This window comes from Streptomyces sp. NPDC028298, from assembly GCF_055565895.1.
Genome location: NZ_JBVHTL010000003.1, coordinates 313,778 through 326,839, shown reverse-complemented (window position 1 = coordinate 326,839; position 13,062 = coordinate 313,778). Strand labels below are relative to the sequence as shown.

The 13,062-nt window shown below is 71.9% G+C and carries 12 protein-coding genes; 5 read left to right on the top strand and 7 right to left on the bottom strand.

Going from position 1 to position 13,062, the window contains the following annotated elements; translation table 11 throughout:
* Positions 1–51: 51 nt before the first annotated feature.
* Both ACZ4TO_RS16650 and ACZ4TO_RS16645 read left to right on the top strand, forming a co-directional pair.
* Positions 52–1,557: an MFS transporter gene (locus ACZ4TO_RS16650; protein ID WP_468024516.1), complete on the top strand. Its 1,506-nt coding sequence runs from the start codon at positions 52–54 to the stop codon at positions 1,555–1,557.
* A 163-nt stretch (positions 1,558–1,720) separates the two neighbouring features.
* Positions 1,721–1,969, top strand: coding sequence for a DUF6332 family protein (locus tag ACZ4TO_RS16645; protein ID WP_468024515.1), 249 nt, complete (start codon positions 1,721–1,723; stop codon positions 1,967–1,969).
* Here ACZ4TO_RS16645 and ACZ4TO_RS16640 read toward each other — a convergent pair.
* The 3 genes from ACZ4TO_RS16640 to ACZ4TO_RS16630 all read right to left on the bottom strand — a co-directional run bounded on the left by ACZ4TO_RS16640 (position 1,930) and on the right by ACZ4TO_RS16630 (position 4,995).
* The gene (locus ACZ4TO_RS16640; RefSeq protein ID WP_468024514.1) at positions 1,930–2,595 is read right to left on the bottom strand and encodes a response regulator; all 666 of its coding nucleotides are present in this window, start codon (positions 2,593–2,595) and stop codon (positions 1,930–1,932) included. The two genes, ACZ4TO_RS16645 and ACZ4TO_RS16640, sit on opposite strands and share 40 nt — an antisense overlap.
* Positions 2,592–3,830: a sensor histidine kinase gene (locus ACZ4TO_RS16635; protein WP_468024513.1), complete on the bottom strand. Its 1,239-nt coding sequence runs from the start codon at positions 3,828–3,830 to the stop codon at positions 2,592–2,594. The genes ACZ4TO_RS16640 and ACZ4TO_RS16635 overlap by 4 nt, the downstream gene beginning before the upstream one ends.
* A 436-nt stretch (positions 3,831–4,266) precedes the next feature.
* Entirely contained in the window at positions 4,267–4,995 is a 729-nt protein-coding gene (locus ACZ4TO_RS16630; protein ID WP_468024512.1) for a TetR/AcrR family transcriptional regulator, read from the bottom strand.
* A 232-nt stretch (positions 4,996–5,227) separates the two neighbouring features.
* Between ACZ4TO_RS16630 and ACZ4TO_RS16625 the strand changes: the two genes are divergently transcribed.
* A complete protein-coding gene (locus ACZ4TO_RS16625; RefSeq protein WP_382786698.1) occupies positions 5,228–5,677 on the top strand; it encodes a nitroreductase family deazaflavin-dependent oxidoreductase in 450 nt (149 codons plus the stop codon).
* Between the two features lie 231 nt (positions 5,678–5,908).
* Here the strand turns inward: ACZ4TO_RS16625 and ACZ4TO_RS16620 are convergent, their stop codons facing one another.
* Positions 5,909–7,165 (bottom strand): geranylgeranyl reductase family protein, encoded by a 1,257-nt coding sequence (locus tag ACZ4TO_RS16620; RefSeq protein WP_382786701.1) that lies wholly within the window; start codon positions 7,163–7,165, stop codon positions 5,909–5,911.
* A gap of 176 nt (positions 7,166–7,341) precedes the next feature.
* Here ACZ4TO_RS16620 and ACZ4TO_RS16615 point away from each other — a divergent pair, with 176 nt between their 5' ends.
* Complete coding sequence (locus ACZ4TO_RS16615; RefSeq protein WP_385039641.1) at positions 7,342–8,697, top strand: dipeptidase; 1,356 nt, start codon at positions 7,342–7,344, stop codon at positions 8,695–8,697.
* Between the two features lie 295 nt (positions 8,698–8,992).
* On the opposite strand, the gene ACZ4TO_RS16610 is transcribed toward ACZ4TO_RS16615, so the two are convergent.
* The 3 genes from ACZ4TO_RS16610 to ACZ4TO_RS16600 all read right to left on the bottom strand — a co-directional run bounded on the left by ACZ4TO_RS16610 (position 8,993) and on the right by ACZ4TO_RS16600 (position 11,741).
* On the bottom strand, positions 8,993–10,033 hold the full coding sequence (locus ACZ4TO_RS16610; RefSeq protein WP_468024791.1) for an NUDIX hydrolase: 1,041 nt from the start codon (positions 10,031–10,033) through the stop codon (positions 8,993–8,995).
* 128 nt (positions 10,034–10,161) lie between these two features.
* The gene (locus ACZ4TO_RS16605; RefSeq protein ID WP_382786707.1) at positions 10,162–10,359 is read right to left on the bottom strand and encodes a hypothetical protein; all 198 of its coding nucleotides are present in this window, start codon (positions 10,357–10,359) and stop codon (positions 10,162–10,164) included.
* A gap of 428 nt (positions 10,360–10,787) precedes the next feature.
* Positions 10,788–11,741: an ROK family protein gene (locus ACZ4TO_RS16600; RefSeq protein ID WP_468024790.1), complete on the bottom strand. Its 954-nt coding sequence runs from the start codon at positions 11,739–11,741 to the stop codon at positions 10,788–10,790.
* 237 nt (positions 11,742–11,978) lie between these two features.
* Between ACZ4TO_RS16600 and ACZ4TO_RS16595 the strand changes: the two genes are divergently transcribed.
* Positions 11,979–13,061, top strand: a complete 1,083-nt coding sequence (locus tag ACZ4TO_RS16595; protein ID WP_385039644.1) for a LacI family DNA-binding transcriptional regulator — start codon at positions 11,979–11,981, stop codon at positions 13,059–13,061.
* Position 13,062 lies beyond the last annotated feature (1 nt).

The window sequence follows — 13,062 nt, the reverse complement described above, 5'->3', positions numbered from 1 at the left end:
CCGTAATTAAATGCGCTTGCATTGAATGCATGTGCATGTACTGTCGACCGCATGACCTCTCCGCTCACCCACCCCGCGCCGGGACGCTGGACCCCCCGGCTGTGGGGCACCCTGCTCGTGCTCTGCGCCGCGATGTTCCTGGACGCGCTGGACGTGTCGATGGTCGGCGTGGCACTGCCGTCCATCGGCTCCGAACTCGACCTCTCCACCTCGACGCTCCAATGGGTCGTCAGCGGCTACATCCTGGGCTACGGCGGGCTGCTGCTCCTCGGCGGACGCACCGCCGACCTGCTGGGCCGCCGTCAGGTCTTCCTCGTGGCCCTCGCCGTGTTCGCGCTCGCCTCGCTGCTCGGCGGCCTCGTCGATTCGGGCCCGCTGCTGATCGCCAGCCGGTTCATCAAGGGGCTGAGCGCAGCGTTCACCGCGCCCGCCGGCCTGTCGATCATCACCACGACGTTCGCGGAGGGCCCGCTGCGCAACCGCGCGCTCTCGATCTACACCACCTGCGCGGCCACCGGATTCTCCATGGGCCTGGTCCTGTCCGGGCTGCTCACCGAGGCGAGCTGGCGGCTGACCATGCTGCTTCCCGCCCCCATCGCGGTCGCCGCACTGTTCGCGGGCATGAAGCTCATCCCGCGCAGCGAACGCGAGAAGAGCCACGGCGGTTACGACATCCCGGGCGCCGTCCTCGGCACCGCCTCGATGCTGCTGCTCGTCTTCACCGTCGTCCAGGCCCCCGAAGCCGGCTGGGGATCGGCCCGGACCCTGCTGTCCTTCCTCGCCGTCGCCGTGCTGCTCACCGTCTTCGTCCGCGTCGAACGGCGCAGCGCGAGCCCGCTGATCCGGCTCGGCGTGCTGCGCTCCGGCAGCCAGGTCCGGGCCCAGCTCGGCGCGATGGCGTTCTTCGGCTCGTACGTCGGCTTCCAGTTCCTCGTCACGCTGTACATGCAGTCGCTGCTCGGCTGGTCGGCCCTGCACACCGCGCTCGCCTTCCTGCCGGCCGGTGCACTGGTCGCCCTGTCCTCCACGAAGGTGGGTGCCGTCGTCGACCGGTTCGGCACACCCCGCCTCATCGCGGCGGGCTTCGCCCTGATGGTCGCGGGGTACGCGCTGTTCCTCCGCGTCGACCTCGACCCCGTCTACGCGACGCTCATCCTGCCCACCATGCTGCTGATCGGCGCCGCGTGCGCCCTCGTCTTCCCGTCCCTCAACATCCAGGCGACCAACGGCGTCGACGACCATGAGCAGGGCATGGTCTCGGGCCTGCTCAACACCTCGGTGCAGGTCGGCGGCGCGATCTTCCTCGCGGTCGTCACGGCCGTCGTCACCGCGAGCTCCTCCGCGGGATCCTCGCCCCAGGACGTCCTCGACAGCTACCGCACCGGCCTGATGGTGGTGACCGGCATCGCCCTGGCCGGCCTGCTGATCACCCTGCCCGGCCTGCGCACCACGCGCCGACGGGAGTCCCTCGTCGTCGCCCGCTCCGACGAGCCCGTACACCCCGACCAGACGGTGGCGGAGCCGGCGCCGGAACGGGTCGGCGTCCTCGACAGCTGATCACCCGACGCACACGCCCGGCGGGGTTCTTGCTCCGCCGGGCGCACGGCTGTTGACTCGGCCCATGAACAACAACGGGGAAATCGCGGGTGGTTACCGCAGCCGTGCCGACGTGACGCGGGCGCCACACACCCATGCACAGCATCAGGCACGGCGCGACGCCGTGACTGTCGAGATCGGATACGCCCTGGCCAGCGCCGCGTTCGTGGCGGCGGTCGCCTTCGGGGTCGTCACCGGTCCCGCTCTCTTCCTGGACCTGTCGTCCGCCACCGTGCACGCGCTCGTCACCGTGGGTGGCACCCTTGCCACCGCCCTCTTCGCACTGCGGGTGGCCACCGTGCTGTTCCGCTTCCACCGGGAAGCCGCCGTCCCTCAGCCCAGCCAGCCCGGTCGTACCAGCCCCGACTCATAGGCGAGTACGACCAGTTGGGCGCGGTCGCGGGCGCCCAGCTTCACCATCGTCCGGCTGACGTGGGTCTTGGCCGTGAGCGGGCTGACGACCAGGCGGCGGGCGATCTCCTCGTTCGAGAGGCCGATGCCGACCAGCGCCATCACCTCCCGTTCGCGCTCGGTGAGTTCGGCCAGGCTCGCGACCGACTCCGGCTGCTTCGAGCGCGCCGCGAACTCGGAGATCAGCCGACGGGTCACCCCGGGCGAGAGCAGGGCGTCGCCCTCGACCACCGCCCGTACCGCGCGCAGCAGTTCCTCGGGCTCGGTGTCCTTGACGAGGAAGCCGGAGGCACCGGAGCGGATGGCCTCGAAGACGTACTCGTCCAGCTCGAACGTGGTGAGCATGACCACCTTGACGTCCCCGAGCGCCGCGTCGCCGGTGATACGGCGCGTGGCGGCGAGGCCGTCCAGCACGGGCATCCGGATGTCCATCAGGACGACGTCCGGAACCAGTTCACGGACCGCCCGCACCGCCTGCTCGCCGTCGGCGGCCTCCCCGGCCACCTCGATGTCCGGCTGGGCGTCGAGCAGGGCCTTGAAGCCGGCCCTGACCAGCGACTGGTCGTCGGCGAGCAGGACGCGGATCACCGGTTCTCCTCCTTGGCCTTCCACGGCAGTACGGCCAGCACCCGGAACCCTCCGTCGTCGCGTGGACCGGCCTCGATCGTGCCACCCAGCGCGGCCGCCCGCTCCCGCATGCCCGCAAGCCCGTTGCCGCTTCCCCCCGCGTCCGCGCCGGTGGCCGGACCGTCGTCGTCGATCCGCAGCCGCAGCACGCCCCGCTCGTGATCGAACCGCACCCGTGCCCGGCGCGACCCCGAATGCCGTACGACATTGGTGAGCGCTTCCTGGACGATGCGGAACGCGGCGAGGTCGGTGCCGGGCGCCGGCGCCGGTACCTCACCCTCGATCTCGACGGTGAGACCGGCGCTCGCCGCCTGCTCGACCAGTTCGGGAAGCCGGTCGAGCCCGGGAGCGGGCGCGCGCGGCGCCTCCCCGGGCGCTCGGAGCGTGTCGAGCACCTGCCGGACCTCGCCGAGCGCCTCCTTGCTGGCCGCCTTGATGGTGGTGAGTGCCGTACGCGCCTGTTCGGGATCGGAGTCGAGGAGCGCGAGGCCCACGCCCGCCTGGACGTTGATCACCGAGATGCTGTGCGCCAGCACGTCGTGCAGTTCACGCGCGATCCGCAGACGTTCCTCGTCGGCGCGGCGCCGGGCCGCCTGCGCGCGCTCGGCCCGTTCCCGGCTCCACTGCTCGCGGCGCACCCGGACCAGCTCCGCCAGGGCCACCACCGCCACGACCCAGGTGGCGATGCCGATCTCCTGCATCCAGGAGGGCGGGTGGTCGCCCGTCGGGGGCAGTTGGCGGTACAGCCAGTGGGCGACCACGAGATGCCCCGCCCACAGCAGGCCGAGCGCCGTCCAGGCCGCCTTGCGGTGCCCGGCCACCACGGCGCTGAAGCAGCCGACGGCCACGGGGAGGAAGACCGGCCCGTACGGATATCCGGCGGCCACGTAGACCAGGGCCACCGCGGCCGTTCCGAACACGACGACCACGGGATGGCGCTGGCGCCACAGCAGCAGGCCGGAGCCCACCAGGAGAAGCGCCCGGGAGAAGGGGTCCAGGGCCAGCCGGTCGCCCTGCTGGGCGTGGGCGGCGAAGTTGGAACCGATCAACACGAAAGCGGTGAGCAGCAGCGTGGAACGCCAGGGCCAGCGCGCGCGGCGCCCCTCGTCGTCCCGGCGGTCCCACCCGGGCGGCCCGTGCCACCAGCGCGACGGACCGCCCCACGTCCGCGGCGCGGGTGTGTGCTGCTCTTCCATGGCCGTCACGCTAGACGGCCGACCGCGACGGCGGCGTCCGCCGGGCGAGGTGATCACCCGTACTCCCCACGGAGTACGAGCCGACCGAGACCCGGCCGACACCGGTGGCCCACGCCCCACGCACCACGCACCACGCACCACGCACCACGCACCACGCCAGGGAGACTCGCCCCGCGCCCGTGGCGGCACGCACCACGCCGAGGGAGACACGGTCCTTCCCGGGGGAGGCACGGTCGACGCCGGAGGGGCACGTTCACACCGAGGGGGCGCGGTGCCACGCCGGGGGGAGGGCCCGGTCGACGCCGAGGAGGCACCGTTCACGCCGAGGCAGGCGTCGTCCGCCCTCATGGCGGTCGTCCACGCCAAGCAGCGCCTACGCCGACAGAAGTCGCCCCGCACCGAGCGCGCGGCCCGGCCCACGCCGAGAAAAGCCCGCCTACGCCGGAGTCGGACCCGCCGCGGGCCCACCCGCCTCCGGGAACACCAGCCCCACGTCCTGCGCGAGCCGCCCCGCCGCATGCCGGAAGAACGGCTCCCGGTCCTCCACGACCTGGTTGAACTGGCCGAACAGCTCGAACCCGATCAGCCCGTAGAGCTGCGCCCATGAGGCCACCAGCGCCACCACCACCTCGGGCGGTAGATCGGGCGCGAGGTCGGCGGCCATCCGCCGCGCCTCCGCCTTCAAGCCGTCGGACAGCGGCGTACGGGCCACCCCCTTGCCCCGGTACGCGTCTCGGACGACTCCGATCAGGAGCAGCCCGACCCGGGAGGCGGCCGGAACGGTCTCCTGCGGCGCGACGTACCCAGGGACGGGCGAACCGTAGATGAGCGCGTACTCGTGCGGATGCTCCAGCGCCCAGCGCCGCGCCGCCACGCACACGGCGATCCAGCGCTCGCGGGGTCCGGCGGCGGCCACCTCGGCATGGGCCGACTCGGCCGCCTCGCCCAGCGAGTCGTAGGCGTCGATGATCAGCGCGGTCAACAGGTCGTCCCGGCTGGGGAAGTACCGGTAGAGGGCGGAGGAGACCATGCCCAGCTCGCGGGCGACGGCCCGCAGCGAGAGTTTGGCGGCACCCTCGGCGGCGAGCTGTCTGCGCGCCTCGTCCTTGATGGCCGCCGTGACCTCGATCCTGGCTCGGGCGCGTGCCCCTTGCGCGGTACTCATACGGTGCAGTGTCCCATGTTTTCAGAGCAGTGCACACAAACGAGAGCGGCGATCTGAAAACGGATCGATGCTCCGCCAGGAGATCACCCGTCACAAAAGAGATCGGCGCACAAAAACGAGAGCACTGCTCTTGCATTGGATCACCGATCCGATGCAGACTCTTCTCAAGCGAGAGCGGTGCTCACAAAACAGATCGGCGCTCTCATCAACTCGCCCGCCCCGAGAGGTCACCGTGTCCACACACGTCCAGAAGCCCGGCTGGTTCACCGTCAACGTCCTCAACCGTGCCGTGGCCTGGATCACCAAGCGCGGTCTGAGCCTCCGCGGCTCGCGCGTCCTGGCCGTCCGGGGCCGCAAGAGCGGTGAGTGGCGGACCACCCCCGTCAATCCGCTCACCCTCGACGGTCAGCGGTACCTCGTCGCACCCCGCGGTCACGTGCAGTGGACGCACAACATGCGGGCCGCCGGCGGGGGCGAGCTGCGCCTCGGCAAGAAGGTGGAGACCTTCACGGCGGTGGAGGTGGCCGACGACGACAAGGCGTCGATCCTGCGCGCGTACCTCAAGCACTGGAAGGCCGAGGTCGGCGTGTTCTTCGGCGGTGTGGGACCCGACTCGTCCGACGAGGAGCTGCGGCGCATCGCTCCCGACCACCCGGTCTTCCGGATCACCGTCGAGCACTGACGTCGGCCGCGTCCTCTGCCGAACCCCGGTGAACCCGAGGAACCCCCGTGAACCCCGGTGAACCCCGAGCCCGTCCGACGTCTCCCGTCCGCCCCGGCAGTCTCCGGGCGTGTCGGGAATCGCCGGACAGGCTCGGGTTCCGCTCGCCTGCTCGCGGTCTTCGGCCCTCGGCCGGCTGCCCCTCAGCTCGCCGCCCCTCAGCTCGCCGCCCCTCAGCTCGCCGCCCCTCGGCTAGTCCTCCGCGCCTTCCGCCGTCTGGGGGCGGCGGTCGAGGCTCGTCAGAGCGCGCCCGACCATCGGGTGCGTCCGGATGATCTCCCCGAGCGTGGTGGAGCCGCGGGTGATTCCCGTGAAGGCCTTCCACACCGGGCGCAGTCCGGTGAGCCCGGCGTGGAACATGCCGGGGCGACGCTCGAAGGCTCCGAGCAGGCGCTTGCCGACGCTCATCTCGACACCGAGCCCGGCCTTGATCGCGAAGGCGTAGTTCAGCGCCTGGCGGCGGGCGTCCACCGCGTCGTGCGCCTCGGCGATCCGTACGGCCCACTCGCCGGCGAGGCGCCCGGAGCGCAGCGCGAACGAGATGCCCTCACGGGTCCAGGGTTCGAGCAGTCCCGCCGCGTCACCGCAGACGAGGACCCGGCCGCGCGACAGCGGCGAGTCGTCGGCGCGGCAGCGCGTCAGGTGGCCCGAGGAGATCGACGGTTCGAAGCCGGCGAGGCCGAGCCGGGCGATGAAGTCCTCCAAGTACCGCTTGGTGGCGGCACCTTCGCCTCGCGCGGAGATCACGCCGACGGTGAGCGTGTCGCCCTTGGGGAAGACCCATCCGTAACTGCCGGGCATGGGGCCCCAGTCGATCAGGACACGGCCCCGCCAGTCCTCGGCGACCGTCTCCGGCACCGGGATCTCGGCCTCCAGGCCGAGATCGACCTGGTCGAGCTTCACACCGACGTGGGCTCCTATCCGGCTGGCACTGCCGTCGGCACCGACGACCGCGCGCGCCAGAACGGTTTCTCCACCCTGCAGGACCACGGCCACGGTGCGCCGGTCCGGCACGGCCGAACCGTGCTGCTCGACGCGCGAGACCGTGGCCCCCGTCCGCAGTTCGGCGCCGGCCTTCTGCGCGAACTCCACGAGCTGCTGGTCGAATTCCGGGCGGTTGATGAGCCCGAACAGCATGTGCCGGGACCGCCGCGTGCGGGCGAACTTGCCGTCCATCGAGAAGGTGACCGCGTGCACCCGGTCCCTGAACGGCAGTTCGAAGCCCGGGGGCAGCGCGTCCCGTGAGGGGCCGATGATGCCGCCGCCGCATGTTTTGTAGCGGGGCAGTTCGGCCTTCTCCAGCAGCAGGACGCTGCGTCCCGCGACCGCTGCCGCGTAGGCGGCCGAGGCGCCCGCCGGCCCTCCGCCGACGACCACGACGTCCCACACCTGCTGTTCGTCGTCCGCCGCACGCCGCTCGTCGTCCGCCGAAGAGTTCTCGCTGCTCACGTTGGTCTACTGCTCCCAGTCCAGCCGTCTGCCGCACCTGTCCCCCGCATCCTACGGCGGGCGTCATCGCAGGCCGCTGTGGGAGGATCTGCCACGGATGCGTCCTGTACACCAGTACGCATCACTCGATCATCTGTACATAGAAGTACAACGTCGCACCTACAAGGAGCGTGCCCATGTCGTCGAATCCGGTCGCCGAGACCGTCGCCTCGCTCATGCCGCGGGCGAAGGCGGAACTCGCCGAGCTGGTGGCTTTCAAGTCGGTGGCGGACTTCGACCAGTATCCGAGGAGCGAGAGCGAGGGTGCCGCCAACTGGATCGCGGACGCGCTGCGCTCCGAGGGCTTCCAGGACGTGGCGCTGCTCGACACCCCGGACGGCACGCAGTCGGTGTACGGCTACCTGCCCGGCCCCGAGGGCGCGAAGACGGTCCTGCTGTACGCGCACTACGACGTGCAGCCGCCCCTGGACGAAGCCGCCTGGACGACACCGCCGTTCGAGCTGGTGGAGCGCGACGGCCGCTGGTACGGACGCGGCAGCGCCGACTGCAAGGGCGGTGTCGTCATGCATCTGCTGGCGCTGCGTGCCCTGAAGGCGAACGGCGGCGTTCCGGTGCACGTCAAGGTCATCGTCGAGGGTTCCGAGGAGCAGGGCACCGGCGGTCTCGAGCGGTACGCCGAGGCGCACCCCGAGCTGCTGACCGCCGACACCATCGTCATCGGCGACGCGGGCAACTTCCGGGCGGGCCTGCCGACGGTCACCGCGACCCTGCGCGGCATGACCCTCGTACGGGTGCAGGTGGACACCCTCGAAGGCAACCTGCACTCCGGTCAGTTCGGCGGTGCCGCGCCCGACGCGCTGGCGGCGCTGATCCGCGTCCTGGACTCGCTGCGGGCGAAGGACGGTTCGACGACCGTGGACGGCCTGGCGGGCGAGGCCGCGTGGGACGGCCTCCAGTACGAGGAGCAGGCGTTCCGTGAGGACGCCAAGGTGCTCGACGGGGTGGAGCTCATCGGTTCCGGCACCGTCGCCGACCGGGTCTGGGCGCGTCCGGCCGTCACGGTGCTCGGGATCGACTGCCCGCCGGTCGTCGGCGCGACGCCGTCGGTGCAGGCGGGTGCTCGTGCGCTGATCAGCCTGCGGGTGCCGCCGGGCGTCGACGCGGTCGGGGCGACGAAGCTGCTGGAGGCGCACATCGAGGCGCACACGCCGTGGGGCGCGCGGGTGCGCACCGAGAGTGTCGGCCAGGGCCAGGCGTTCCGCGCCGACACCTCCAGCCCCGCGTACGCGTCGATGGCCGAGGCCATGGCGGTCGCCTACCCGGGCCAGGAGATGCAGTCGGCGGGCATGGGCGGCTCGATCCCGCTGTGCAACACGCTGGCCTCGCTGTACCCCGACACGGAGATCCTGCTCATCGGTCTGAGCGAGCCGGAGGCGCAGATCCACGCGGTGAACGAGAGCGTCTCGCCGGACGAGCTGGAGCGTCTGTCGGTCGCGGAGGCGCTGTTCCTGCGGAACTACGCGGCGAGCTGATCCAGCCGGAGCTGATCGTCGCCCACCACGGCAAGGGCCCTCGCACGCAAGCGAGGGCCCTTGTCATGTCCGGTCGTTCCATGGCCGGTGGATCACGGCACGGGAATTCCGACCGTCGCCGGGCTACGGGCGCGTACAGAGCGGCTCCGGGGTCCATACGAAGCAGCCGGCGCGGGTCCGTACGGAGCAGCCGCAGGCAGGTGGGCCGTACGGAGCAGCCGACGCAGACCCCTGCGGAGCAGGCCGCCGACAGGACCGTACGGAGCGGCCGAACGAGTGGCTCGCAGCGGCGATGTCAGCCGAGCGGCACTCCGGCCTCCAGGTACAGCGCCGCGCCTCGCTCACGGGCTCTCAGGGCCCAACGGAGGCGTTCGTAGCGCACGGGCGGCAGCATGTCGGCCGCCTCCTGTTCGGTGACGAACCGCCAGCCGCGCAGTTCCGGTCCCGGCAGGAGAAGTCCTCGTACGGCCTGTTCGTCGAGGCGGCCGCCGTCGAAGAGGAGCCGCAGACCGCCGTAGCCGGGCGGTGTTGGGGTCTCCCAGTCGACGACGAGCAGCGTGGGCACTTCGTCGAGGGTGATCCCGGTCTCCTCGGTGACCTCGCGCATACCGGCGCGGGCGGGGGCCTCGCCGGCCTCGACGACCCCGCCGGGGAACTCCCATCCCGCCTTGTAGGTCGGGTCGACAAGCAGGACCCGGTCGTCGTCGTCGAAGAGGAGCACTCCGGCGGCGACCGTCTCCGCGGTGGGTTCGGGAGTCTGCACGATGTCGCACACGGGCGCGTCGCCGGTGCGGACGGCTTCGGCGACGCGCAGGGCCGACTCGTGCGGGGTGAGCGCGCTGGTGTCGACCGGGTGGGCGTCGGCCGTGAGCCACGGGAGCGCGGCGCGGTAGGGCTCGATGTGGTCGTAGGACCACTGGCGGACGCGCATCTCGCCGTCGGGGAGGTCCGGAGGTACCTCCCGCCCGGCTATTCGCTCCCGCAGGATCGTTTCCGCCGGAGCGAGGAGCACATGGTGCACGGGAATCCGGCGCGCGGCGAGGCCGCCGAAGATCTCGTCGCGGTACTCCTGCCGCAGCAGGGTCATGGGGACGACGAGGACGCCGCCGAGCTCGGCGAGCAGGGCGGCCGCGGTGTCGACCACGAGCCGGCGCCAGATCGGCAGGTCCTGGAAGTCGCCGACCTCGGCGAGGTGCTTGGCCGGGAGCAGCTGCGTGAGTGTGGCCCCGACGATCTCGGGGTCGAAGAGCGTGCTGTTCGGGATCAGCTCGATCAGTTCCCGTGCGGTGCTGGTCTTTCCCGCACCGAACGCACCGTTGATCCAGACGATCACGATTCCCCCTCTTCTGTGGCCCCCTGAGGCTTGCCCGCTCCACCCTGCCACGGAAACCAGCCGCTGATGAGGGCGCCGACAAGGCGACGCCGGTGCCCCGTGACGGGGACACCGGCGCGGCGCGGGGGCCTTCAGCTCTCCTGGCCGCCCAGGGCGCCCTCGTCGACCGCCAGGCTGTCGGTGCCGACGGTGTGGTCGAGCGAGCTGAGCGTGTCGTTGACGTTCAGGTCGTTCAGGGCGTCCCCGCTCAGGGCGTGGGACGGTGTGATCGCCGCGACGACGAACCCGGTGGCCAGGGAGGCGATGGCGAGCATGCTGCGCTTCTTCATGCCCGGTTCAACTACGCAGACCGGACGGAGTCACGGGTGGACCGGACACCTTCATCCGGACCGCTCGATCCGGCCGGGTGGGTGAGGAGTGCCACCTGGTCCCCTGACGTACCCGAGCGGCGGACCGGAGGAGCTGATAACTGCACCCGCAGCCGGAATCCGGCGCGAGGGGCCGTGCCCGGTACATCGATGCCCGTCGCCACCGACGCCCACATCCCCGTCCAACACATCCCCGTCCAACGGCGACGGGCTGATGCACCGGCACGGCCCCGACCCACCCACCGGACGGCTGAGGCCCGGCGAAATATCTGAGCTGGTCAGCGGAATCCCCGAGTTGGTCGGCGGAATCCCCGAGTTGGTCGGCGGAATCCCCAAGCCCGTCGGCGCCCCCGGGTCGCATGTGTACGAAGCGACCCGGGACCACAGGATCAGACGTGTGCCGTAGCCGTCCGCGAGCGGCGGGTGAGTGCCGCCGCAGCCGCGCCGACCAGCCCGGCGTCGGTCCCCATCAGGGCGGGCGTCACGGTCAGGCGGCGGACGAAGGACAGCGTCGCGTAGTCGGCCAGGGCCCGGCGCAGCGGCGCGAAGAGCACCTCGCCGGCCTTGCCCACTCCCCCGCCGATCACGGCGATGTCGATCTCGACCAGGGTCGCGGTCGCGGCGATGCCCGCGGCGAGGGCCTGCGCGGCCCGTTCGAAGGAGGCCACGGCGACCGGGTCGCCGGCGCGGGCCGCCTCGGCGACCGCGGCGGCCGAGTTGTCGCCGTCGGGGCCGGGCCGCCAGCCCGCCTCCAGGGCGCGCCGGGCGATGTTCGGGCCGCTGGCGATGCGCTCGACGCAGCCCCGGGAGCCACAGGGGCAGAGATCGCCGTCCAGGTCGACGCTGATGTGCCCGATGTGGCCCGCGTTTCCGGTGGGGCCCGCGTGGAGCTGACCGTTCAGGACGAGCCCGCCGCCCACGCCGGTGGAGACGACCATGCACAGCGCGTTGTCGTGGCCGCGGGCGGCGCCCTGCCAGTGTTCGGCCGCGGTGATCGCGACGCCGTCGCCGATCAGTTCGACGGGCAGTCCGCCGGCGGCCTCGGAGGCCCGCTCGACCAGCGGGTAGCCGCGCCAGCCGGGGACGTTGACGGGGCTCACCGTGCCGGCGGAGGCGTCCACGGGGCCCGCGCTGCCGATGCCCAGGGCTCCGGCGCCGCTCCACAGCGGGGAGACCGCCAGTTCACCGATGACGTCCTCGACGGCGCGCATCACGGTGTCGCCGTCCTCCTGGGCGGGCGTCGGGCGCTGCGCGCGCAGGACGATCCGGCCGTGGCCGTCCACCAGCGCTCCGGCGATCTTGGTGCCGCCGATGTCGAGCGCGGCCACGAGGTCGGTGTGCATCAGTTTCAGGTCTCCCATGGGGTGTGGTGACGGGCCCGCCGCGCCGCGGGTCCGGGTCTCCGGCCGGGGACGGTTCGGGATCGGGCCCCGTCGTACGCCGCGCGGAGTGCGCCGACGGACCCCGGGGACCGTGCGCCCTGGGGAAGACGCAGGCCGGAGATTGCGGTGGACAGTGTCTCCCGCATCTGACAACGTTGTCCAGGCTCTATGCTCGACGCCACATCCTCATACAACCCCATGGACCTACGCATCCCCGTGGACGACAGGACAGGACAGCACATCGTGGCCGAGACCGCCCGCCGATCCGAGAACCGCTACGGCAACCGCCCGACGATGAAGGACGTGGCGGCGCGTGCGGGAGTCGGTCTGAAGACGGTCTCCCGCGTGGTCAACAGTGAGCCGGGGGTCACCCCGGACACGGAGCGGCGCGTCCAGGAGGCCATCGAGGCGCTGGGCTTCCGCCGCAACGACAGCGCCCGGGTGCTGCGCAAGGGCCGTACGGCGAGCATCGGGCTGGTTCTGGAGGATCTGGCGGACCCGTTCTACGGTCCGCTGAGCCGCGCGGTCGAGGAGGTGGCGCGGGCGCACGGGGCGCTGCTGATCAACGGGTCCAGCGCGGAGGACCCGGAGCGGGAGCAGGAGCTGGTCCTCGCGCTGTGCGCGCGCCGGGTGGACGGGCTGGTCGTGATCCCGGCCGGCGACGACCACCGCTATCTGGAGCCGGAGATAAAGGCGGGCGTCGCCACGGTCTTCGTGGACCGCCCGGCGGGGCGGATCGACGCCGACGTCGTACTGTCGGACAGCTTCGGCGGCGCCCGGGACGGTGTCGCCCACCTGATCGCCCACGGCCACCGCCGGATCGGCTTCATCGGCGACATGCCGCGCATCCACACCGCGGCCGAGCGACTGCGCGGCTACCGGGCGGCGATGGAGGACGCGGGGATACCGGTCGAGGACGACTGGATGTCCCTCGGCGTCACCGACCCGCAGCGGGTGCGCAAGGCGGCCGAGGACATGCTGTCGGGCCCCTCCCCGGTCACGGCGGTCTTCGCGGGCAACAACCGTGTCACCGTGACCGTCGTCCGTGTCATCGCCGAGCGCGGCCGCCCGGTCGCCCTGGTCGGCTTCGACGACATCGAGCTCGCCGACCTCCTGGAGCCCGGCGTCACCGTCGTCGCCCAGGACGCCGCGGCCCTGGGCCGCACGGCCGCCGAACGCCTCTTCCGCCAGCTCGACGGCAACCTCATCGCCCCCGAACGCATCGAACTCCCGACCCGCCTGATCACCCGCGGCTCGGGCGAACTGCCTCCGGCTCACTGAG